Source organism: Merdimonas faecis (genome assembly GCF_001754075.1).
In the GTDB taxonomy this organism is placed as follows: domain Bacteria; phylum Bacillota; class Clostridia; order Lachnospirales; family Lachnospiraceae; genus Merdimonas; species Merdimonas faecis.
Genome location: NZ_MIEH01000020.1, coordinates 123,124 through 146,982, shown reverse-complemented (window position 1 = coordinate 146,982; position 23,859 = coordinate 123,124). Strand labels below are relative to the sequence as shown.

The following is a 23,859-nucleotide window of genomic DNA, read 5'->3' as shown; positions in this document are numbered from 1 at the left end:
GACGGTGACAAACGTATGGGTAACATATTAGAAATAAAAAATGTGACAAAAAGATATCCGGGTGTAGTGGCGCTCGATAAAGTTTCTTTTTCGGTAAAAGAAGGAGAAGTGCACGCTTTAGTAGGGGAAAATGGGGCTGGGAAATCTACGCTAATAAAGGCCATAACAGGAGCAATTACTCCAGATGAAGGAGAGATTATATACCTTGGGAAAAAATATACAGAATTGAACCCTATTTTATCTAGCGAAATTGGAATAGAAGCAATTTACCAGGAATTTAACCTGGCGCCAGAATTAACGGTAGAAGAAAATATCTATATGGGCACAAAGGTAAATAAAGGGATATTTATAGATAAAAAGAAGCTGACCGATAGTACATTGGAAATTTTAAAATCATTAAATACAGATATTAGACCGGGAACAAGAATTAAAGATTTAACTGTTGCATATATGCAGTTGGTAGAAATATCAAAGGCATTAGCCAAAAATGTTAAGTTACTGATCATGGATGAACCAACAGCGCCATTAACAGAAAATGAAGTAGATGTATTATTTAAGCTGGTTAGAAAATTGAAAGAAAAAGGGGTCTCGATTATATATATATCCCATCGAATGGACGAGATTTTTGAACTGTCAGACACTATTACTGTTATGCGGGATGGAGAAGTAATAAAAACGGTACCAGCAAAAGATATCACGAAGAACCAATTAATTTATGATATGGTTGGCCGAGAATTAACAGAGACATATCCAGTAAGGGAAGTAGAATGTGGAGAAAAAATTTTAGAAATTAAAGATTTATGTGGGCCATCCAATCAAAAAACCTCATTTTGTGTACATAAAGGAGAAATTGTAGGATTAGCAGGATTAGTAGGGGCGGGAAGAACAGAAATTGCCAGACTGATCATAGGAGCGGACAAAAAATTTTCAGGAGAGATTTTCATAAAAGGGAAAAAAGTAGAGATACATTCTCCTAAAGATGCAATAGAGCAAGGCATAGCATATGTCTCCGAAGACCGGAAAAATCAGGGTGTATTACTAAAAATGTCCATACGCTGGAACATTACATTACCGATCTTGAAAAGATTGTCTCATTTTTTATTTATTGATAGAAAAAAAGAGAACGCTTGTGTAGAGAAATATAAAGATGCTCTTCATATAAAGACACCTTCTATAAATCAACTGGTAGGAAATTTATCAGGGGGAAATCAACAGAAAGTAGCAGTTGCAAAGTGGTTGGCAAGTGAATCAAAAGTTTTAATCTTAGATGAACCGACAAGGGGAATTGATGTCGGAGCAAAACAAGAAATCTACGAACTGATAAATCAGTTAACGAAAGAAGGATTAGGGATATTGATGATTTCATCAGAGATGGAGGAAATTATGGGTATGTCTGATCGAATGTTAGTTATGGCAGAAGGAAAAGTTGTAGGAGAATTGTCAAAAGAAGAATTTTCACAAGACAAGATCATGCGGTATGCATCGAATATTACAGCATAGGAGGAGAGAGTATGAGCAGGGTAAAAAGTTTTATTAAACAATATTTTGTGTTAGTGATTTTACTATTTTTGATTATATTATTTGGTATATTAAGTCCCGATTCATTCTTAACAATGTCAAATATGTTTACTATTGTACGTCAGTCATCCATTATGGGAATTGCAACAATAGGATTACTATTTGTTATGGTTGCAGGAGGAATTGATCTGTCGCTTAGTTCTGTTATTTCGTTGCAGTCTGTTTTGGTCGCAGTGCTTTTGACCAGTTTTGGATGGGGATTATTTCAGGCATATGTATTTGGACTTTGTGTGACAACATTGATCGGAACATTAACTGGTGCCGTTATTGTTAAAACAGGAATATTTCCGATGATAGGAACTCTTGCAATGCAGATTATTTTACAAGGCGTTGCATATTTGATCTGCGGAGGAATGCCTGTATCGAATTTGCCTTCTGAGGCAAAGATCATAGGACAAGGATATGTGGGTCCAGTTCCGTGGCCGGTTATTGTATTTGTGATTGTAATTATTATTGCAGCAGTGACACTGAATAGAACTTATATAGGAAGGCATTTTTATGCAATAGGAAGTAATGAAGAGGCAGCAAGACTTTCAGGAATCAATACAGCAAAATTAAAAATTACAACTTATGCAATTGGTGGATTTTTATCAGGATTAGCAGGAATTATTATGTTAGCAAGAATTAGTTCCGGCCAGCCAACAGCAGGAAAGAACTATGAAATGGATTGTCTGACGGCTGCGGTTATTGGAGGAGTTAGTCTGACTGGAGGAGAAGGAAAAATATCGACGGCTGTATGTGGCGTATTGATAATTGGTGTTTTGACAAATGGCATGACAATTTTAAATGTTAGTGAATATTATCAGCTGATTATCCGTGGGTGTATTTTCTTAGGAGCAGTCTGCCTGGATGGAATCCAAAAAAGTTTAACAGGAAGAAAGAAGGCGGCATAATTTTATGAAAAGATATCGAAAATTTTTGATTCCTGATTATGGAGAGGTTGCCCCAGAAGTAGAGATTTTACCACCACAGATCTTAGATATGGAAAATCCAAAAGAGTGGAGAGTAAAAAATAATTATGAATCCCTGGCAGGTATGACAGCTGCATATCAAAAGTGCAGCTGCTATAAAAAGATTATGCAAGTAAAGACAGAGGAGGTTTGGTGTCAGCTATCAGAACGAAATATACGCACAAAAATATATATGCCGGCGAATGGAGAAAAAAACCCCGTGGTAGTCTTTTATCATGGAGGAGCATTTTCTATGAACAATATAGAAGTCTATGAATATGTATGTAGATATCTGTCAGCCTATGGAAACTTAGTAATTGTGTCCCCTGATTATGATCTGGCCCCAGAATACAAATTTCCGAAAGGTCTTATGGAAGCATATGATGCTCTGATATGGACAGCAGCAAATATTGAAAAATATCATGGGGATTCTAACAATATAAGTGTATGCGGAGATAGCTCTGGAGGAAACTTTGCAACAGTTGTATCTATGATGGCGAGAGACCAGAGAGGGCCTAAAATCAGGAACCAGATTTTATTTTATCCATTAACGACAAATATAGAAGATGAGATAACAGATTCGGAACGATATTATCAAACGGGATATTTTTTAGAATATAATTGCATGAATAATCCCATGGGAGCTTATTTTAATGAAGAGGAAGAAAAACGTGATCCTCTTGCATCACCTTTGCTTTCCGAAAATCTGTCAAGTCTTCCAAGAGCATGTTTCATTTCTGCAGAATGTGACCCGCTATTAGATCAGGGACTCCAGTATGCGGCGAAGTTGGAAGACTCTAATGTGGAAGTAGAGTATCATATTATGAAAGGGATGGTTCATGGGTTTTTAAATCAGACTTACGGCAAGAGTTTTGAAGCAATGAACATAGCAATCGAATTCATTCAAAGGTAAAGATGGATTATTTTGGAATACCTGATGACAGGAGGGATAAAAGTGTCCGCATATTCTGAACTAATACAATATATTGATACAATATCTATTATCAATACACATTGCCATAAGCTTCCGCAGAAGCAAGGATTTCCAGCAAGTATCAAAGATTTGATCGAGCATTCTTATCTGGGCTGGTGTCATAAGGAATGGGATGGAACAAAAGAAAAGGCGACAAATTTTATAAGAAGTTTAAGGCATAACTCTTACTTTTTTTGGATTGAAAAAAGTCTCCAGACTATTTTTAATACGCAAAAGCGCTTTGACGAGGAGAATTATCCTTGGTTCGATGAAAAAATTAAAGAATTATCGCAAAAGGTATCTTCAGATAATGGCTTTTTACGGAATGTATGCCATTACGACAAAATTATACTGGATGGATACTGGAATCCTGGTACAGATTTAGGAGATCCGGATTTATTCACCCCGACATTCCGTATTAATCAGTTTCTATTTGGATATCAGATAGATACGGTAGACGATAATGGAAATAATCCATTTTTAAATTATAATTGGCCCAAGGATCTTGATTTTAAGGGATATTTGGGGAAAATAGAAGAGAAAATAGTAGAAAAAAAGGAAGCTGGCTGTGTAGCATTGAAATCATCGCTTCCGTATGATCGATCTATTTGTTTTAAAGAACGTACATATGAGGAAGCGGAAAAAGGGTATCAAAATCCCAATGCAAAAGTAGAAGATATTATTGCTTTTCAGGATTATATCTATTTTCACATATGTAAAATAGCTGCTAAGTATAATATTCCTTTTCAAAATCATACCGGTCTTGGAAACTTAGAAGGAAGTAATGCCATGTTACTAAAAGAAGTAATTAGCAAAAATCCAGACACACAATTTATTTTGTTTCATGGAAGCTTTCCATGGACAGATGATGCATTGGCATTGATTCATAACTTTCCGAATATATATGCAGATATATGCTGGCTTCCAAGCATCTCTACCAGCACAGCAGTATATTTTATTAAACAATTATTAGAAACAGGGAAAGCAGATGCTATCACATGGGGATGTGATTCCTGGACAATTATAGAAAGTTTTGGGGCATATCTGGCTGGGCGGCATGCTGTGGCAAAGGCTTTATCTGACTTGATTGAAGACGATTTTTTAACGGTTCAGGAAGGCAAAGAATTGTCTGAAAAAATTTTTCGTGAAAATGCAAAAATGCTATATCATATTTAATGGATATAGACGTCTTCCTTTTGTGCGGGGGCATAAAGTAGCTGCTCCCGCACCATTTATTTAATAGAGAGTTTTGATATTATAAAGATGATTAGAAAATTAGTTTACTGGCAATCCTATAATAAATCTTATGCTTGTGATTATTGAGAATTTGTGATTGACAGCGCAAATATTTTCTTGTATAGTAGTTAAAGATAAAAGGGAGTAACTTGCGTCAGACATGATATATGTTTCTGACGTTTGCGAATACGTCAATACGATGATCCGTCATCCGTATCGCAATGAAAAGGTGAGACTTTTATTGCATGAAAAAATTGTGCAATAGGGGTCTTTTTTTTATCCTATTGCAAGAAGGAGAGGAGAAGAAAACATGTTAACAAGTGAACAGGCCAGACAAAACCAGGAAAAATATGGTTTTAATGAGCTGGTAGAAGGAAAAAAGAAAAGCACGCTGCAGATATTTCTGGAACAGTATAAAGATTTTCTTGTTATTATACTGATCATTGCGGCAATCGTATCCGGATTCCTTGGCGACTTTGAGAGTGCGATCGTAATTCTTGTCGTGATCACGATGAACGCGATCCTCGGAACCGTGCAGACACTGAAGGCGGAGCAGTCGCTGGACGCCCTGAAGCAGATGTCCGCGCCGGAAGCAAAGGTTATCCGTGACGGCGTTGTAAAACAGATTCCTTCCAGAGAAGTGACGATTGGCGACCGGGTGCTGTTAGAGGCAGGTGACTGTGTTCCGGCAGACGGTAAACTGATAGAATGTGCCAGCCTGAAGGTGGATGAAAGCGCTCTTACCGGAGAGAGCTTATCTGTAGAAAAATCCCTGGATGAGGTACCGGAGGGAGCCGCGCTTGGAGATCAGACCAACCGGGTGTTTTCCGGAAGCTTTGTCACATATGGCCGTGCGGCATATGAGGTTACGGCGATCGGTATGGGAACAGAGGTAGGAAAGATTGCAAGTCTGTTAAAAAGTACCTCGGAAAAGAGAACTCCGCTTCAGATCAATCTGGACGACTTTGGAAAGAAGCTTTCTATTCTGATCATCGTTTTCTGTGCGATCCTGTTCGGTATCAGTATCTTCAGAGGAGATCAGCCGGGAGACGCATTCCTGTTTGCAGTAGCTCTTGCGGTTGCAGCTATTCCGGAGGCGTTAAGCTCTATCGTGACTATCGTGCTGTCCTTTGGAACACAGAAAATGGCAAAGGAGCATGCGATCATCCGTAAGCTCCAGGCTGTAGAAGGTCTGGGAAGTGTATCTATCATCTGTTCTGATAAGACAGGAACGCTGACACAGAACAAGATGACTGTAGAAGATTACTATGTAGACGGAAAAAGAATCCCGGCTGCTAATATCGATCTGAATGATGCAAATCAGGAAAGGCTTTTAAATTTCAGTATCCTGTGTAACGATTCCACCAATACAAATGGACAGGAGATCGGAGATCCGACGGAGACAGCGCTTATCAATCTTGGAAGTAAATTAGGAAGAGAAGCGCTGGAAGTCCGTGACGTATATGAGAGAAAATCAGAAATTCCTTTTGACAGTGACAGAAAACTGATGTCCACTGCTCATATCCTGGAAGGCAAACATACCATGGTGGTCAAAGGAGCTGTAGACGTCCTTCTGACCAGGATGACCAGAATCCGTACCGGCGAAACGGTAGAGCCGATGACGGAGGAAAAGAAAGCGCAGATCGAGGCGCAGAACATGGAGTTCTCCAGAGACGGCCTGCGTGTGCTGGCATTTGCCTATAAAGAAATGGAAGATGACAGAGCTATTACGCTCGAAGACGAAAATGATCTGACCTTCCTTGGCCTTGTAGCTATGATGGATCCGCCGAGAGAGGAATCAAAGGCAGCGGTTGCAGAGTGTATTGAGGCGGGTATCAAGCCGATCATGATCACCGGCGACCACAAGGTAACAGCGGCGGCGATCGCAAAACGTATCGGTATCCTGAAAGATGAGTCTGAGGCCTGTGAGGGCGCAGTGATCGAAGACATGTCTGATGAGGAACTGCAGGAATTTGTTCCGAAGATTTCTGTATATGCCCGTGTTTCACCGGAGCATAAGATCCGTATCGTGCGGGCATGGCAGGAGCGCGGCAATATCGTGGCTATGACAGGTGACGGAGTAAACGATGCCCCGGCTCTGAAACAGGCGAATATTGGCGTGGCAATGGGAATCACGGGAACAGAGGTTTCCAAAGATGCGGCAGCTATGGTCTTGACAGATGATAACTTTGCAACTATTGTAAAGGCAGTAGAAAACGGACGTAACTTGTATAGAAATATTAAGTATTCCATTCAGTTCCTGCTGTCAGGAAACTTTGGAGCGATCCTTACGGTATTGTTTGCATCTATCGTAGGTCTTCCGGTTCCATTTGCACCGGTACATCTGCTGTTTATCAACCTTCTGACAGACAGTCTTCCGGCGATCGCACTGGGACTTGAGCCACATTCAAAGGATGTAATGTCAGAGAAACCGCGTCCGATGAACGAATCTATCCTGACCAAGGATTATCTGCTGCGGATCGGAACAGAAGGTTTATGTATTGGAGCTATGACGACGATCGCATTCCTGATCGGTCTGAACGAAAGCGGAAGCCTTCTTGGAAGCACACTGGCCTTTGGTACATTATGTACATCCAGGCTGGTACATGGATTTAACTGTAAATCCAACAAACCAGTTATCTTTACAAACAGATTTTTCAATAATGTTTATCTGATCGGTGCGTTCGTACTGGGACTGCTGCTGATCACAGGCGTACTGATGATACCGGGACTGCACAATCTGTTCAGTGTACAGACTCTGGACGGAAGCCATCTCCTGATCGTATATGGACTGGCGCTTCTGAATCTTCCGATCATTCAGCTGATGAAATGGATCAGAGAACATATAAAATAGGATGATGATATATGGAATTTAATCAGGAAACAGTAAAAAGAATCAGAGGATTGATCGTATTTGCGGCACTGGTGGTGCTGTGCTTCTGGCGGTATGATATTGTACTGGACGGCATCAATTTCGTGATCCATGTGATCTATCCGTTTATTTTGGGCGGAGCGATTGCTTTTGTATTGAATGTGCCAATGAATTTTTTTCAGAGACACCTCTTCAATCCGGACAGGATCAAAGGACATAAGTATCTGAAAAAGATGGCGCGTCCGGTGAGCATGCTGCTGGCACTGTGTTCAGTAATCGGAGTGATCGCACTGGTCATGCTGGTATTGATCCCGCAGCTGGGAGATACATTTGTCAATCTTGGAAGAAATATCCAGGCATTTATCCCCAGGCTTCAAGAGTGGGCCACCAGCATATTCCGGGACAATCCGGATATTGTTTCCTGGATCAATGGGCTGGAATTTAACTGGAATAAGATTATGGATACGGGACTCAGCTTTTTTACACGCGGAGCCGGAGATGTTTTAAATTCTACGATCACGGCGGCAAGAAGCATTGTCAGCGGACTTACGACTTTCTTCATTGCTTTTGTGTTTGCCATTTATATCCTGCTTCAGAAAGAAAAGCTGACAAGGCAGTGTAAACGCGTGATGTTTGCCTTTATGAAAAAAGGAAAGGCAGAAGCGACGCTGGAGGTTTTATCCCTGACCTACAAGACCTTTTCCAGTTTCCTGACCGGACAGTGTGTGGAAGCGGTGATCCTGGGAAGTATGTTTGTGGTTGCAATGACGGTCTTCCGTCTTCCCTATGCGCTTCTGGTAGGCGTAGTGATCGCATTTACCGCACTGATCCCCATCTTCGGAGCATTTATTGGCTGCGTGATCGGAGCATTTCTGATCTTTATGGTCAATCCGGTGCAGGCGCTGGGATTCGTTGTACTATTCCTGGTGCTGCAGCAGATAGAAGGGAATCTGATCTATCCTCACGTAGTAGGAGGATCTGTAGGTCTTCCGTCTATCTGGGTATTGGCGGCGGTCAGCATCGGCGGCAGCCTGATGGGTGTTGTGGGGATGCTGATCTTTATCCCGATCGTGTCTGTGGTATATGCTCTGTTCCGGGAAGTGGTATATCTGAAGCTGAAGCAGAAGAAGATGGAACCAGATGACATTGAGTAATTTTTTAAAGATATAACCAGAAATCCCCTGCGCCTAAGAGGTGCAGGGGATTTTTTATCGCTGTTTTCGGTCCATTATTTTACAGAACAGTACCGCGGCGCCAGTACTTACTGTTGTAGCTAATATCCCTGCTCCTACGATGGCAGCCGGGTTTACGCTGCCGTACTGGCTGCGATAGGCGATAACATTTACGGGAATAAGCTGCAGAGAAGAGATGTTGATAATGAGGAAAGTACACATTTCATTGCTGGCAATGCCCAGGCTGCGAACAGGACCGGGAAGGCGTGCCTTCCTGCGGTCATCCTCCAGCTTTCCCAGCTCTTCCATGGCTTTTAGTCCGGCTGGAGTGGCTGCCCAGCCAAGTCCAAGGAAATTAGCGATAAAATTGGTAACGATGTATTCTTCTGAAGAATGTCCGGAGGGAAGGTTCGGGAAGAGAAAGCGGATGAGCGGCTTAAGCTTCAGGGAGGCCTGGGCGATGATCCCTCCTTTTTCGGCAATCTTCATCAGTCCCATCCACATAGAGAGAACACCCATCATAGTAATGCATAAAGAGACGGCTTCCTTTGACGAATCAATGGCTGCGTTTGTGATATCGGGGATACGTCCGGCAAAAGAGGCATAGACGATTCCTATGAGGATCATGCCGGCCCAGAGATAATTCAGCATAGAAAAAGACTCCTGTCTTTTCTTACAGGATATGCGGTCTGGAACCGGATCATGCATCCAGCTTTCTCCATACAGTGAACATCATTGTCACAAAGCAGGCGGTACCGCCTATAAAGTTTGAGATAGGCTCTGCCAGGAAAACGCCCGTAGTGCCAAGATTTCCCACTGTAGGAAGCCATATGGTCAGAGGGATCACGATGACAGCCTTTCTCAAAAGGGAAAAGAAAATGGCATGCCTGGAATAGCCAAGAGCCACAAAGGTAGACTGTCCGGAAAACTGCAAAGCCATCATAAAAATGCCAAAGAAATAAACATGCAGCGCCGGGATCCCGTTATCCAGAAGAGCCGGGTCACTATTGAAAACCTGGATAAAAAAGTGGGGGAAGAAAAAGATCAGAGCCCAGACAATCAAAGTAAACACGATGCAAAAAATAGTCATAAACCGGATCGCGGATTTTACACGTCCATATTTTTGGGCGCCATAATTAAAGCTCATTACAGGCTGAGCACTGTTAGTGAATCCGTTTACAGGGATATTTACGATCTCCCGTACTGAATTGATGACGGTCATGATCCCTATATACAGATCGCCGCCGTAATTCTGCAAAGTAGCATTGCAGATGATCTGTACGGCACCGTTCGTAATGGACATGATAAATCCGGACAGTCCCAGGGTGGTAATGTCCCTGACCAGACGCCTTTTGATCCGCATGGATCTTCTGCTCAGGGTGATCAGTGCCTTTTTGCCGGTAAGAAATTTTAAGACCCAGAGGGCGGAAATCATCTGAGAAATAACGGTAGCCACAGCGGCGCCCCGGATTCCCAGGCCAAATATGAAAATAAATACAGGATCCAGGATCAGGTTTAAAACAGCGCCGATGGATACAGTCAGCATCCCCATCACACCAAAGCCCTGGGCATTGATAAAATTGTTCATGCCAAGGCTGATCATGACGAATATAGTCCCCAGGAGGTAAATAGAAAGATATGCGTCCGCATAAGGATAGGTCGTATCGCTGGCGCCGAATAAATATAAAAGCGGTTCTTTGAAGAGATAGCAAAGCAAGGAGAGAAGCAGACCGAAAATAAGGATCAGGGCAAAAGAATTTCCCATGATCGTCCGGGCCTTGTCAGTATTTTCTCGTCCTCTTTCCATAGAAAAAAGAGGAGCTCCGCCCATCCCGAACAGATTAGCAAAAGCGGTAACGATAGTGATAACAGGAAGAGTCAGGCCGATACCTGTCAGTGCTTCTGTAGAGGTATGGGGAAGGTGTCCGATGTAGATACGGTCTACCACGCTGTACAATACATTGATAAGCTGTGCAAACGTCATAGGTATTGCCAGCCTTAAGATGGCGGCGGAAACGCTTCCGACTCCGAAGTCCCGCTTTTCTGTTGATGTATGCTCCATGAAAAATCACCACAATATCTAAAAGTTCTCATTAGCAGTATATTCCTTTCCCGGAAGATTTTCAATCATAAGGGAGGCGGATCTCTCATATAAATCATATAACGGATACTTTTAGAACAGAGGGATCTATACGTGAAAATATTCCTATATATAACAGACCTGATCGTACCATTTATGATCCTTGGCATTGTGGCTTACGGAGTTGCAAAAGGCGTGAAGGTTTATGATACTTTTATACAGGGAGCAAGAGAGGGCTTTCTGACTGTGATCCGGATCATGCCGACTCTGATCGGCCTTATGGTGGCAGTGGGAATTTTAAGAGCCTCCGGTTTTCTGGATTTTCTGGCAGAAGGGATTGGAAGGGTAACTGCGGGGATAGGATTTCCTGGTGAGCTGGTCCCGTTGTCTCTGGTAAAAATGTTTTCCTCATCTGCGGCAACAGGCCTCCTTTTGGATCTCTATAAAAAATTTGGTACGGATTCCTTTATCGGACTGGCGGCATCTATCAGCATGTCTTGTACAGAGACTATTTTTTACACCATGAGCGTGTATTTTATGACGGCAAAGATCACAAAGACCCGGTATACACTGCCGGGAGCCCTCCTTGCGACTATCGCCGGTCTGGCTGCCAGTGTGGTACTGGCTGGAAAGATGTAGCGGGGAACCAAAGATACGTGATATGATTGAAAAAAGGAGGAGAGCCTATGGATAAAACATTTAGAAAAAATATGGTCTGGCCGGTTATGCTCCTGGCAGCAGGGCTGATGTCTGGCGGATGCGGCAAAGCCGAACCCTTTGATGCGTCCGGGTATGTGGAAAGTGTACTGGATGCCAATTATCATGGAGAGTATGAGGAATATGCCGGATACAGGGATATATCTGTAGAAGACGCTAAAGAGGAAATTGAAGAAAGTGTGGACGCACAGGTGGAGGCGGAGCTTTCCGATATCGATGGGATGACAGAGGAAGGAAAGGATGAGTACCGGGCGCTTCTTGCGGAAATGGACAAGCTGATGCGCTATGAGGTGGGACAGGCCGAAGAAAACAAGGATGAGAGCTATCAGGTTCCGGTGACTATTGAACCGGTCAATATTTATCAGACTCTGGAACAGCACTCTTCAGACGTGACGCAGGAAATGCTGAGCCAGGGAGAAGATCCTTCTACGGCCGAAGGATTTACCAGGGTGCTGACGGAAAGCATGCGAAGAGCCATTGACGGCGTTTCCTATGCAGAAGAAGAAACCGTAGAAATTACTGTAGCACAGGACGCCAGCGGGGCTTATGGGATCAGCGATGCTGATATGCAGAAAATCGCAGATACCATGATGCCCCAGTAAGGCGGCGCCTGCAGGCGTTTCCTGTTGTCTGTGCATGCTTAGAGCATATATTCCCGGAGCAGGTCAAAGGATGCGGGGCCGAGTTCCAGAATTTCCTGGTGGAAACGTTTTTGAGAGAAAGCTTCTCCCCAGAGACTGACAGCGTCCCTTTTCAGATCCAGGAATTCGGTATAGCCAATGTAATATTTCAGGTAGTTGGCAGGATCGGCCACGATCAGTTCGTAAATATCCCGGATAGTGGCCACGTCGGTGATGCCGTAGCTTTGAAAGAAGGCCACGGTATCTGTAAGGGCCCATCCCTCAAAATGAATGCCTATGTCTGCAAGGGCATAAAGCCCCAGTATCAGTGAACTGTTTTTTTGCAGCAGTGTGGCCGTTTCTTTTGGGAGAGGGGCATAGTAGTAGCTGATCATTTCGCTGTAAGTAGCCCATCCTTCCGTATATCCGCCGTAGTTCAGCAAACTGCGGACAGGGTCAGGATCTAAGGAGGCATAGTAAGTGGTTTGGTACAGATGGCCGGGATAGCCCTCATGAGCCAGAGTGGTAAAAAGCGTCAGATCATCCGGCATGTGTCCCCGGTTAATGTAGATCACATTTTCCGAGGAGTGATCGACAGGCGGGATCATATAAAAAGCGGGACTTAAGTTTTCCTCCATAGATTCCTGGACATATTTGATCTGGATGGAAACATCAGGGGGAGCCGGAAAATTATCGGAGAGCTTCTGTTCCAGACCGGCCAGGATCGCCGCCGGGTTGGACTCCTCGAAGGAATATCCCTGTCCCTTCAAAAGATCCGAAGAAACCGACGGGTTCTCGGGCATGGAGGCATAAATATCCTGGATAGCCAGAAGATCCTCATTCATCTGGCGGACGGTCAGTTCCTTTAGCTCCGGAATGGTACGCCCGCTTCCTGTCTCAGAAAGAACAAGAGTCTGGTAATAATCCTTGCCCCCGGGAAGATGGCACAAGCCTCCGGATTCATGGTCAGAGCCTTTCAGGGCCGGCAGATTTTCTTCCAGGAGATGAAAGGCAGGAAAAACAGAGGCTTCCATGACTTTTTGATGGGCCTTAATATATGCCTTGCGGTCGGAATCGGAAAGGTTAAGGGTTTTCAGACGCTCCTGGAAGGTGTCGTAGAGGTAGCAGTTGTCTCCCAGCGAGAGAAAGGTCTGACATTCCTCCAGGATACTATCCAGACAGGAGGAGGACATGAAGAAGCCGGCGTCAGATTTTTTCTGTTCGAATACAAGAAGTTCATTGAAATAATCCGGTATGCAGGAAAGAAGAGCAAGATAGGAATCTACATCCTGTCTGTCATAGAAGGGGTATTCCGACAGAAGGATAGGCAGCTGGGACTGTATACCGGTCAGAGGCGTCAGAGGTTCGTTATACAATAAGTAAGGGGCGCCTTTCAGAGAGGTATTCAGATAATCCAGGAGCACGTCATAGGTCAGCTGGTTTTCAGAAGAGAGGCGGCTCCTGTCAAAAGAAGAAACTCTTTTTATGGTGTTTTCCAGAGAAAGGCCATATTCTGTGCTGTCGCTGCTAAAGCTTCCCAGAGAAGGGGGGACGTCTTCCAGGCCGTAGGCGGAAGGATCCTTCAGGGTATAGTGGAGCGTCAGACTGTTGCCGGATAATTCCTGGCAGAAAAAAGAAGAAAGAAAAGCTTCAAAACGTTTGTCCTCGCTTTGCGAACAGTGCCAGAGAATACAGGCGGAAATCAGAAAAATCCCAAGCAGGGAGGACAGGATCAGTGCAATACGTTTTTTTGACATGAGAAAGATTCCTTGTTTTTTACATATATATGCGGAACTTTACAATTCAGACCGGTTCTACTATACTAAAAACAATGAGGTGATGAGGATCATGAGGATTTTGATCGCGGAAGATGAGAAGGATTTGAATAAAATTATCAGTGCCCGGTTAAAGGCAGAGCATTACAGCGTGGATTCCTGTTTTGACGGGGAAGAGGCCCTGGAGTATTTAAGGAGCGCACAGTATGATGCGGTGGTGCTGGATATCATGATGCCGAAGAAGGATGGGATTACCGTGTTAAGGACAATACGGAGAGAGAAAAATCAGACGCCGGTGCTGCTTCTGACTGCCAGGGACAGCGTGGAGGACCGGGTGACAGGTCTGGATGCCGGAGCGAATGATTATCTGATCAAGCCCTTTGCATATGAGGAACTGCTGGCAAGGATAAGGGTTCTTTTAAGGAAACCGGAGGAAGCGCCGAAGACCTGCTACAGAGTAGGTGATCTGGAGGTGCACATGGATACGCACCAGGTTTTAAGGGGCGAAAAAGAGATTTCCCTGTCGGGAAAAGAGTTTGCACTTCTCCGGTATATGGTACAGAATGAGGGAATCGTACTTTCCAGAGAGAGGCTTGAGGAGCATCTGTGGAATTTCGATTATTCGGGAGGATCCAATGTAATCGATGTCTATATCCGGTATCTCAGGAGAAAGATTGATGACGGGCAGGAGAAAAAGCTGATCCATACCGTGCGGGGCGCCGGATATGTTTTGAGGGAAGATCTATGAAGCGGTTGACATTAAAGCTTAAGCTGACACTTTTGTATACTTTTTTTATGCTTCTGGTGACCTGTGCGGCGTTGGCGATCCTTTTTTCTTTGAGTAACCGGGAACTGCTGGCAACGGTCCAGGATAGGCTTACCCACCGGGTCCAGAATAGTGCGGACGCGGTTATACTGCGGGATAATGTTCCGGCGGTGGAGACGGATTTTTATTCGGTGGAGTCGGATGTCTATCTGTCTCTCTATGACGAGACCGGGTATTTCCTGATGGGAAGGATCCCACATGGATTTGATTCCGAGCCGGAGATCAAAGACGGTCAGATCCGTAAGCTCCGGGAGGGAAATACACAGTGGTATGTATATGATATGTCATTTCGTCTGTCCGCTGACCAGACGGTATATATCCGGGGGATTACGTCTGTAACAGATGCGAAAACAAGTTATCGGGTAACGATGCGGTTTGCGCTGATCCTGCTTCCGGGACTTACTCTGGCAACGGCATTTATCGGCTATCGATTTACCAGAAGGACATTGCTTCCGGTCAGGAGGATTACGGATACGGTTCAGGAGATCCGGGCAGACGCGGATCTTTCCAGGCGGATCGGACTTCCTGAAAGCGGAGGGAAAAACAGGGACGAGATTTACCATCTGGCGGAAACCTTTGATGAGATGCTTTCGCAGCTGGATGAGGTTTTCCGGAGAGAAAAACAGTTTACCTCGGATGTGTCCCATGAGCTTCGCACGCCGGTCAGCGTGATCATTGCACAGTGCGGGGCCTGCCTTACGGATGAGACTCTGACAGAGGAACAAAGAGAGCAGATTTGTCTGATTGAAAAGAAGGCAAAAGAGATGGCAGAGATGATCAGCCAGCTTCTGTTTCTGTCCAGGGCAGATCAGGGGAGGCAGCCTCTGGAGATGGAAGAGCTGGATTTGAGCGAGCTGACGGAAATGGTGGTAGAGGAGCGTAAGTTCCTGATCAGGGAGCAGGGGCTTCCTGTCCTGTTGACGTCAGAGGTGGAGCCGGGGATCAAAAGAAGGGCGGACGAGACTTTATATATCCGGATGCTGGGAAATCTGATCTCCAATGCCGTGGCTTACCGGAAACCGGAGGGGCAGTCAAAGATCCATGTTTCTCTGACGGAGAAGGATCAATGCATTATCGGTGTGGTGGAGGATAACGGAATCGGGATCCGGGAAGATGCGCTTCCCCACATTTGGGAAAGGTTCTACCGGGAGGATGCAGCCAGGACTAAGGGCAGTCATTCCGGGCTTGGGTTATCTATGGTCAGATGGATTGTGGAAATGCATGGCGGGAAAATCCGGGCAGAGAGCCGGAAAGGAGAAGGCAGCCGGTTTATTTTTGAATTGCCCCGGACAGAAAAATAAAAAAATCTGATCCTTTAATCTTTTTTTAATCTTTGTGGTATATAGTAACATCAACAAGAACAAAACAACTATATAAATAAATGAAAATGAAGGGAGAACAAAGGTATGAAAAGATTATTGGCAGCAGCAATTTTAACAGTAGCAGTTGTAGGAACAGTCGCAGGATGCGGAGGAAAGGATATCGGAAGAGACGCAGCCCTGGAAGCGGCGCTTAACGATGCAGGAGTCAGTGAATCCGACACGACAAGGCTTCAGGTTTCGGAAGACAGAGACGATGGACAGAAGGTATATGAGATCCGTTTTGATGTGGATAATACCGGATATGAATACGAGGTTGCGGCAGCGGATGGATCGATTTTAAGTTCCGATATTGAAAATCAGGATGACGGCACTCAGGCGCAGGGGAATGTCCAGAACGGGACACAGGACGACGATCAGGGAACTGCCCAGAATAATGGAGAGAACGCACAGAACAATACTTCCCAGGGAACAGGGACTGCAAACAGCGCAAATGTAGCGGTTACCCAGGAGCAGGCAATCGAAACGGCGCTCTCCAGAGTATCCGGGGCTACGGAGCAGGATATCCGGATCAGTCTGGATCATGATGACGGAGTTTACAAATATGAAGGAGACATTATCTACAACGGTGTGGAATACGATTTTGAAATCGACGCGAATTCCGGAACGATTCTGGAATGGAGCGAAGAAAGAGATTAATAAGTAAAAAGTAAGAAAAGGAGACAACATGGAAAAATCAAAGGTATATTTTACAAGTATGAAGGCGACCTTTCAGGAGAATCTTCCGCAGAAACTGAAACGTCTCATGAAGACGGCGGGCATGGGAGAAATTGATTTTGACAATAAGTATACCGCGATTAAGATGCATTTTGGGGAGCCGGGGAATCTTGCATTCCTCCGGCCCAATTATGCGGCGGTTATGGTAGAGCTGGTAAAGGAGCTGGGAGGAAAGCCATTCCTTACGGACTGCAATACCCTGTATGTAGGCGGGCGGAAAAATGCGCTGGATCATCTGGATTCGGCATACAAAAACGGGTTTTCTCCGTTTTCTACCGGCTGTCATGTGATCATTGCCGACGGGCTGAAGGGAACGGATGAGGAATTGGTGCCTATTGATGGAGAGTATGTAAAGGAAGCAAAGATCGGACGGGCCGTTATGGATGCGGACGTGTTTTTGACGTTAAATCATTTTAAAGGACATGAAGCAACAGGATTTGGTGGAGCGCTTAAAAATATCGGTATGGGCTGCGGGTCACGGGCAGGGAAAATGGAGATGCACAGTGCCGGAAAGCCGTATGTGGAACAGGAAAATTGTATCGGATGCGGGAACTGTGTAAAGATCTGTGCCCATGACGCACCGTCTATTACGGAGCGGAAGGCTGTGATCGACCAGGATAAATGTGTGGGCTGTGGCCGATGCATAGGTGTCTGTCCAAAGGATGCGGTATGTGCGTCTAACGATGAGTCAAATGATATCCTGAATAAGAAAATTGCAGAATACAGCCTGGCGGTACTGAAGGACCGGCCTCATTTTCATGTGAGTCTTGTCATTGACGTGTCTCCGAATTGTGACTGTCATGCGGAAAATGATATTCCGATCGTTCCGGATGTGGGGATGTTTGCCTCCTTTGATCCGGTGGCGCTGGACCGGGCCTGTGCAGATGCGGTGAACCGTCAGCCGGTGATTGCAGAAAGCCAGCTGGACCGGATGCCTCATGTGCACCACGATCATTTTACAGATTCGGCGCCTGCGACGAACTGGAAGAGCTGCCTGGAACATGCAGAGAAGATCGGGATCGGCACCCAGGAATATGAGCTGATTGAGATCTAAAGAATGGGACGTACGGATGTCGAAGATACATAAATCCGGCATGTGTTTAAAAGAGATATGAGGAAGAGACATTGGAGGAGAGTCAGAGGATGAAGTTATATCAGGGAAGACCGAAAACAGCAGAGGGCAGAGAGAAAAAGGAGATGAAGGTCTACGACCTTCTGGACAGTCTGGATATTGATTATGTTCGGGCAGACCATGAGGCGGTGATGACTATCGAGGCGTGCAAAGAAGTAGACGAGGCGCTGGAGATTGAAATCTGCAAGAATCTGTTTCTTTGCAACCGGCAGAAAACAGCATTTTATCTCCTGGTGCTGCCCGGCGGGAAATCACTTCAGACCAAGGAACTGTCGAAGCAGATCCCGACGTCCCGGCTGTCCTTTGCATCCGGGGATGATATGGAGCGGCTCCTTAATGTAACGCCGGGATCAGCCACCATCATGGGCCTGATCTTTGATCCGGAGAACCGTGTGCAGCTGCTGGTGGACGAGGAAATCCTGGAAAGTCCCTGGTATGCCTGTCACCCCTGTGTAAATACATCCAGCATCAAACTGAAGACAGAGGATGTGTTCGGGAAATATCTGGAAGCGGTCCACCATGATTATATCAAGGTGACCTTGAGCGACGGAAAGAAATAGTAAAGAAAAAAATGATAAGCAAAAGAGGAGATACTATGACACAGAAGGCAAAGAAAGCGCTGGCTTTGGAGATCATTGAAAGATTAAAACAGGAATATCCGGATGCCGGATGTACACTGGATTACGACCAGGCCTGGAAGCTTTTAGTCAGCGTAAGACTGGCAGCTCAGTGTACAGACGCCAGAGTCAATGTGGTGGTAGAAGGGTTGTATGAAAAATATCCGAGCGTAGCGGCACTGGCGGCAGCAGATGTGAATGACATCGAAGAGATTGTAAGGCCCTGCGGACTGGGAAAGAGTAAGGCGCGGGATATCAGCGCCTGCATGAAGATCCTGCATGAGGAATACGGAGATAAAGTGCCGGATGACTTTGATGCACTTTTGAAGCTCCCCGGCGTGGGAAGAAAAAGCGCCAACCTGATCATGGGAGACGTGTTCGGAAAGCCGGCTATCGTTACCGATACCCACTGCATCCGCCTGGTGAACAGGATGGGCCTGGTGGACGGCATCAAAGAACCGAAAAAAGTGGAGATGGAGCTGTGGAAGATCATTCCGCCGGAGGAAGGCAGTGACTTCTGCCACCGGCTGGTATATCATGGAAGAGATGTGTGTACGGCAAGGACAAAACCTCACTGCGATCAGTGCTGTCTTGAGGATATCTGTAAGAAAAAAATGTAGCGAATGGGGACGTACACTTTTTGCAAAAGTGTACGTCCCCATTCGCATTAGCGGGTGTCCCTTTTTGCATTTGCCCCTGTCCCCATTTGCAAAGGTGTACGTCCCCAAAGAAAGGAGACTAACGAAAATGAAATATGATTTTACATCTATCATCGACCGTCAGGGAAAAGATGCCCTGGCGGTTGACGGAGTTGGAGAGAATCCGGGCTTTGCGCCGGACAAGCCGAAAGAGGGCTTTGATGTAATCCCTATGTGGGTTGCGGATATGAATTTTGCGACGGTGCCGACAGTGCCGGAGGAAGTGATTAAAAGAGCTAATCATGCATTGTTTGGATATTTTAATCCCCGTGAAGAATATTTTCAGTCGATCATTGAATGGCAGAAGGCCAGGAACAATGTGACGAATCTGACAAAGGATGATATCGGTTATGAAAACGGCGTGCTGGGAGGTGTGGTTTCTGCCCTGACTTCGTTTGCGGCGCCGGGAGACGGTGTGCTGGTACACAGTCCTACCTATATCGGTTTTACCAGGAGCCTGGAAGGCAATGGCTATAAAATCGTGCACAGTCCGCTGAAGAAGGATGACAATGGCGTATGGCGGATGGATTACGAAGATATGGACAGGAAGCTGAAAGAGGAAAAGATCCATGTGGCTATTTTCTGCAGCCCCCATAATCCATGTGGAAGAGTGTGGGAAAGATGGGAAATTGAAAAGGCCATGGAAATTTATAAAGAAAATGACTGTCTGGTGATTTCGGATGAGATATGGTCAGATATTATTCTGGATGGTCATAAACACATCCCGACGCAGTCTGTCAGTGAAGATGCCAGAAATCGTACGGTGGCTCTCTATGCGCCAAGTAAGACATTCAACCTTGCGGGTTTGATCGGCAGTTATCATATCATTTATAACAAATACCTTCGGGACCGGATCACGTCAAAAAGCGAGAAATGTCACTATAACAGTATGAACGTTTTTTCCATGCATGCCTTGATCGGAGCCTATAAAAAGGAGGGGCAGGAATGGGTAGATGAGTTGTGTGCCGTTATAGGAAAGAATGTGGATTATGCCTGCAATTATATTCAGGAGCATTTTGAAGGCGTGGAGGTCAGCAGGCCGGAAGGGACTTATATGCTGTTCCTGGACTGCGGGAAATGGTGTAAGAAACATGGGAAGTCATTGGAAGAGCTGGAAAAGGCCGGATGGGATGTCGGTGTGGCATGGCAGGACGGAAAGATGTTCCATGGAGAATATGCCCTTCGGGTCAATCTGGCGCTTCCGTTTGAGCGGGTAAAAGAAGCATTTGACCGGATGGATAAGTATGTTTTTTAAAACGGAAAAATGTATATAAGTATGGATTTTTCCCCTTGCACGGATGGTAAACATTCGTGTAAGGGGTTTTTACCATAAAGAGTTTCTATGACAAGCATAAAAAATAATCGTCCTGCACCTGGAAATGTAAGGACGATTATTCTTGAAAGTCAACGGAGAATCCGGGGAACGGTATTTTTGTAAAAATATGCAAAAATCTATTGCAATATTTTCCCATCTGTGTATAATGTTCCTTGGTTCGCTAATTTTTAACTAAAAGTATAGTATTAGAAAACCGGAGGTGAAAGTGTGGATATTGGGAAGAAACTAAAGGAACTGCGCCTGCAGAACGACCTGACACTGGGGGATCTTGCATCCAGGAGCGAACTTACCAAAGGCTTCCTTTCTCAGGTGGAGCGTAACTTGACGACACCGAGCATTGCCACACTTCAGGATATCCTGGAGGCGCTGGGAAGCAACTTGTCAGAGTTCTTCCGCGAGGAAGAAGAAACACAGATCGTATTTCAGACACAGGACTTTTTTGTGGATGAGCAGGAAGACTATCAGATCGAATGGGTGATCCCGAACGCTCAGAAAAACGAGATGGAGCCCATCCTTCTGACGCTGCATCCGCGGAAGAAAAGCCAGGTGATGTCTGCCTATCAGGGCCAGGAGTTTGGCTATGTGCTAAAAGGTGCTGTCACGATCGTGCAGGGCGGCAAAAAATACAAGGTAAAGGCAAAAGAGACCTTCTACATGGACGGAACAAAGAGCCATTACCTTTACAATCACGGGAACAGTGATGCAAAGGTGCTGTGGGTCACCACACCGCCGATGTTTTAGCAGGAGGGAGAGACAAGATGGAAGAGAAGAAGCTGATCGAGTTTCGGAATATCGTAAAGAGTTTTGACGGCCAGATCGTTCTGAAAGGGATCAATCTGGACATTTATGAAAATGAATTTGTAACGCTATTAGGACCCAGCGGCTGCGGAAAGACTACGCTGCTCAGGATCCTGGGCGGATTTCTGGATGCGGATGAAGGAAGCGTGATCTTTGACGGGGAAGAGATCAGCAAAAAACCGCCTTATGAGAGGGAACTGAATACAGTATTTCAAAAGTATGCGCTGTTTCCCCATCTGAGCGTGTACGAAAATATTGCTTTTGGTCTGAAGATCAAAAAGATGAGTAAGGACGTTATCGACCAGAAGGTCATGAAAATGCTAAGGCTGATCGGACTGGAAGGGTTTGAGGATAAGAATACGACCCTTTTGTCCGGCGGGCAGCAGCAGCGGGTAGCTATTGCAAGAGCGCTGGTCAATGAGCCGAAGGTGCTGCTTCTGGATGAGCCGTTGGCAGCGCTGGACTTAAAGCTCAGAAAAGAGATGCAGTACGAGCTGAAGAGAATCCAGCAGGAGGTAGGGATTACCTTTATCTTTGTAACCCACGATCAGGAAGAAGCCCTTACCATGTCAGATAAGATCGTGGTCATGAACCACGGAGAGATCCAGCAGGTGGGCTCACCGCAGGATATTTACAATGAGCCGGTGAACCGGTTTGTCGCAAACTTTATCGGAGAGAGCAACATCCTGCCCGGCGTGATGCTGGAGGATTATAAGGTGCGTTTTGACGATATTACCTTTGACTGTGTGGACTTCGGATTCAAAGAAAATGAACCGGTGGATGTGGTGATCCGTCCGGAGGATATCGACATCGTGGATGTGAAGGACGGCAAAATGACAGGCGAGGTCTTAAGTGTTTTATTTAAAGGGGTACACTATGAGATTATCGTGGAGACAGTGCCGGGTACCAGTGTGACGGTCAATATGCGTGTGATCAAGAACCAGGACGTGACCAGCGAGGATGGAAAAGAAAAAATCAGTGCCAACAACTTCTATGTAGATATTGACGATGTAGAGGATCTGGACGACAAGGAAGTCATTGCCCGCGCCAATGCACAGGCCTGGGATCCGGAAAGCGACGAATACATATCCATTGCGAAGATAGAGTACGAGGTGGCTAAAGAAGAAGGCCAGTATCCTGTGGTATTTGCCACTTCAAACGGCACGAAGGTTGAGAGGACGATCTTCGTGGTAGACCAGCCATTCGTGAAGAACGAAAAGGCAAATGAAGGAATCATGGCATTTAATTTTGTAAAAACAGTAGATGAGATCACAGAGTCTCAGGCGCTGGACACAGATCTTAAGACCTGGGCCAACGCACAGGGCTGGAAGTTAAGCGATGAGGAACAGAGTGTGGATATCAGCGTGGATTATGAATTTGATCCGGAAAAGGTGACGGAGGGAGTATATCCGATCACATTCTGGACGACAGGACGGGAGTTCAAGATCCACACCACAGACTACTCGGAAGAGGGTCAGGAGGTCGGCCTGACATTCTTCCCGGAGGATATCCATGTGATGTCCAGGACGGGGTATTAAAAGATGAAACGATTTTCTCAGCTGGCATGGCCGTATATTGTGTGGGCGGCGCTGATGCTGGTGTTACCCATGGCGCTGATCGCCGCATACTCCTTTATGGAGCAGGGAAACAGCATCATTTCGTTTTCCTTCACACTGGAGCATTACGCCAAATTTTTTACCGACCAGGATTTCCTGTTAATCCTTTGGCGTTCGCTCGTAATTGCGGTTAAGACAACGATTATCTGCTTTTTCCTGGGCTATCCGGCAGCTTATTTTATTGCCCGCAGCAAGGAAAAAACACAGAACATTTTAATCTTATGTGTGACGATCCCGATGTGGATCAACATGCTGGTCCGGACCTATGCCTGGATCGGGCTCTTGAGTGAAGGCGGGCTGATCCAGCAAATTTTAAGCATATTCGGGCTTGGAGATCAGGAACTTTTGTATACGGAAGGCGCCGTTTTGCTTGGAATGGTGTATAACTTTCTGCCATTTATGATTCTTCAGATCCAGACATCCTTAAGCAAGATGGATCATTCCCTTGTTGAGGCAAGTGCCGATCTGGGAGCGAATCCGGTGCAGACCTTCCGGCGGGTAACCTTTCCACTGTCGCTGCCCGGCGTCATTAATGGCATTACGCTGGTATTTCTTCCGGCAGTCAGTTCCTTCTTCATCCCGAAGCTTTTGGGAGGCGGACAGTATTTCCTGATCGGAAATATGATCGAGAACCAGTTTATCACCGTGGGTGAGTGGAATTTCGGAAGCGCCATTTCCATGATCATGGCAGTGATCATGATGCTTCTGATGATGGCAGTGCGGAAGATTGAGATCCGTAACCAGGGCGGAAAGGAGGAGTGATCAGG

General features: G+C 45.4%; 20 protein-coding genes and 1 pseudogene. 18 read left to right on the top strand and 3 right to left on the bottom strand.

Translation table 11 applies throughout. The features are described 5' to 3' along the window. Positions 1 to 15: 15 nt before the first annotated feature. The 6 genes from BKD12_RS12520 (at position 16) to BKD12_RS12495 (ending at position 8,763) form a co-directional block, all read left to right on the top strand. Complete coding sequence (locus BKD12_RS12520; RefSeq protein ID WP_070089676.1) at positions 16 to 1,500, top strand: sugar ABC transporter ATP-binding protein; 1,485 nt, start codon at positions 16 to 18, stop codon at positions 1,498 to 1,500. An 11-nt stretch (positions 1,501 to 1,511) separates the two neighbouring features. Continuing rightward, positions 1,512 to 2,471 carry an ABC transporter permease gene (locus BKD12_RS12515; protein WP_070089675.1) on the top strand — a complete coding sequence of 320 codons (960 nt, stop codon included), beginning with the start codon at positions 1,512 to 1,514 and terminating at the stop codon, positions 2,469 to 2,471. A 4-nt stretch (positions 2,472 to 2,475) separates the two neighbouring features. Further along, on the top strand, positions 2,476 to 3,441 hold the full coding sequence (locus BKD12_RS12510) for an alpha/beta hydrolase (protein WP_070089674.1): 966 nt from the start codon (positions 2,476 to 2,478) through the stop codon (positions 3,439 to 3,441). Positions 3,442 to 3,483: 42 nt separating this feature from the next. Continuing rightward, positions 3,484 to 4,677 carry an amidohydrolase family protein gene (locus tag BKD12_RS12505; RefSeq protein WP_070089673.1) on the top strand — a complete coding sequence of 398 codons (1,194 nt, stop codon included), beginning with the start codon at positions 3,484 to 3,486 and terminating at the stop codon, positions 4,675 to 4,677. Between the two features lie 370 nt (positions 4,678 to 5,047). Continuing rightward, positions 5,048 to 7,591, top strand: a complete 2,544-nt coding sequence (locus BKD12_RS12500; protein ID WP_070089672.1) for a cation-translocating P-type ATPase — start codon at positions 5,048 to 5,050, stop codon at positions 7,589 to 7,591. A gap of 11 nt (positions 7,592 to 7,602) precedes the next feature. Further along, positions 7,603 to 8,763, top strand: coding sequence for an AI-2E family transporter (locus tag BKD12_RS12495; protein ID WP_070089671.1), 1,161 nt, complete (start codon positions 7,603 to 7,605; stop codon positions 8,761 to 8,763). A gap of 54 nt (positions 8,764 to 8,817) precedes the next feature. Here the strand turns inward: BKD12_RS12495 and BKD12_RS12490 are convergent, their stop codons facing one another. Both BKD12_RS12490 and BKD12_RS12485 read right to left on the bottom strand, forming a co-directional pair. Continuing rightward, positions 8,818 to 9,432 (bottom strand): nucleoside recognition protein, encoded by a 615-nt coding sequence (locus BKD12_RS12490; protein ID WP_070089695.1) that lies wholly within the window; start codon positions 9,430 to 9,432, stop codon positions 8,818 to 8,820. Positions 9,433 to 9,481: 49 nt separating this feature from the next. Beyond that, complete coding sequence (locus tag BKD12_RS12485; RefSeq protein ID WP_070089670.1) at positions 9,482 to 10,843, bottom strand: MATE family efflux transporter; 1,362 nt, start codon at positions 10,841 to 10,843, stop codon at positions 9,482 to 9,484. Between the two features lie 132 nt (positions 10,844 to 10,975). Between BKD12_RS12485 and BKD12_RS12480 the strand changes: the two genes are divergently transcribed. Together BKD12_RS12480 and BKD12_RS12475 are read left to right on the top strand one after the other, a co-directional pair. Next, positions 10,976 to 11,500, top strand: a complete 525-nt coding sequence (locus BKD12_RS12480) for a spore maturation protein (protein ID WP_070089669.1) — start codon at positions 10,976 to 10,978, stop codon at positions 11,498 to 11,500. A 47-nt stretch (positions 11,501 to 11,547) separates the two neighbouring features. After that, positions 11,548 to 12,180: a hypothetical protein gene (locus tag BKD12_RS12475; protein ID WP_070089668.1), complete on the top strand. Its 633-nt coding sequence runs from the start codon at positions 11,548 to 11,550 to the stop codon at positions 12,178 to 12,180. Positions 12,181 to 12,218: 38 nt separating this feature from the next. Here the strand turns inward: BKD12_RS12475 and BKD12_RS12470 are convergent, their stop codons facing one another. Then, on the bottom strand, positions 12,219 to 13,955 hold the full coding sequence (locus BKD12_RS12470) for a DUF885 domain-containing protein (RefSeq protein ID WP_070089667.1): 1,737 nt from the start codon (positions 13,953 to 13,955) through the stop codon (positions 12,219 to 12,221). Positions 13,956 to 14,046: 91 nt separating this feature from the next. Here BKD12_RS12470 and BKD12_RS12465 point away from each other — a divergent pair, with 91 nt between their 5' ends. From BKD12_RS12465 to BKD12_RS12420, 10 genes and pseudogenes are all read left to right on the top strand, one after another. Then, the gene (locus BKD12_RS12465; protein WP_070089694.1) at positions 14,047 to 14,721 is read left to right on the top strand and encodes a response regulator transcription factor; all 675 of its coding nucleotides are present in this window, start codon (positions 14,047 to 14,049) and stop codon (positions 14,719 to 14,721) included. Further along, positions 14,718 to 16,100 carry a sensor histidine kinase gene (locus BKD12_RS12460; RefSeq protein WP_070089666.1) on the top strand — a complete coding sequence of 461 codons (1,383 nt, stop codon included), beginning with the start codon at positions 14,718 to 14,720 and terminating at the stop codon, positions 16,098 to 16,100. Before BKD12_RS12465 ends, BKD12_RS12460 begins: the two co-directional genes overlap by 4 nt. Before the next feature lie 105 nt (positions 16,101 to 16,205). Further along, complete coding sequence (locus tag BKD12_RS12455; RefSeq protein ID WP_070089665.1) at positions 16,206 to 16,817, top strand: PepSY domain-containing protein; 612 nt, start codon at positions 16,206 to 16,208, stop codon at positions 16,815 to 16,817. Positions 16,818 to 16,845: 28 nt separating this feature from the next. After that, positions 16,846 to 17,949, top strand: a complete 1,104-nt coding sequence (locus tag BKD12_RS12450) for a DUF362 domain-containing protein (protein ID WP_070089664.1) — start codon at positions 16,846 to 16,848, stop codon at positions 17,947 to 17,949. Positions 17,950 to 18,038: 89 nt separating this feature from the next. Further along, the gene (locus BKD12_RS12445) at positions 18,039 to 18,587 is read left to right on the top strand and encodes a prolyl-tRNA synthetase associated domain-containing protein (RefSeq protein WP_070089663.1); all 549 of its coding nucleotides are present in this window, start codon (positions 18,039 to 18,041) and stop codon (positions 18,585 to 18,587) included. 35 nt (positions 18,588 to 18,622) lie between these two features. Next, positions 18,623 to 19,264, top strand: a complete 642-nt coding sequence (locus BKD12_RS12440; RefSeq protein ID WP_070089662.1) for an endonuclease III domain-containing protein — start codon at positions 18,623 to 18,625, stop codon at positions 19,262 to 19,264. A 127-nt stretch (positions 19,265 to 19,391) separates the two neighbouring features. Next, complete coding sequence (locus BKD12_RS12435) at positions 19,392 to 20,597, top strand: MalY/PatB family protein (RefSeq protein WP_070089661.1); 1,206 nt, start codon at positions 19,392 to 19,394, stop codon at positions 20,595 to 20,597. Between the two features lie 288 nt (positions 20,598 to 20,885). Beyond that, a complete protein-coding gene (locus BKD12_RS12430) occupies positions 20,886 to 21,419 on the top strand; it encodes a helix-turn-helix domain-containing protein (RefSeq protein ID WP_070089660.1) in 534 nt (177 codons plus the stop codon). Positions 21,420 to 21,436: 17 nt separating this feature from the next. Further along, positions 21,437 to 22,516, top strand: a pseudogene (locus BKD12_RS17510) (ABC transporter ATP-binding protein); the annotation flags it as partial. A gap of 501 nt (positions 22,517 to 23,017) precedes the next feature. Continuing rightward, positions 23,018 to 23,854 carry an ABC transporter permease gene (locus BKD12_RS12420; protein ID WP_070089658.1) on the top strand — a complete coding sequence of 279 codons (837 nt, stop codon included), beginning with the start codon at positions 23,018 to 23,020 and terminating at the stop codon, positions 23,852 to 23,854. Positions 23,855 to 23,859: the final 5 nt, after the last annotated feature.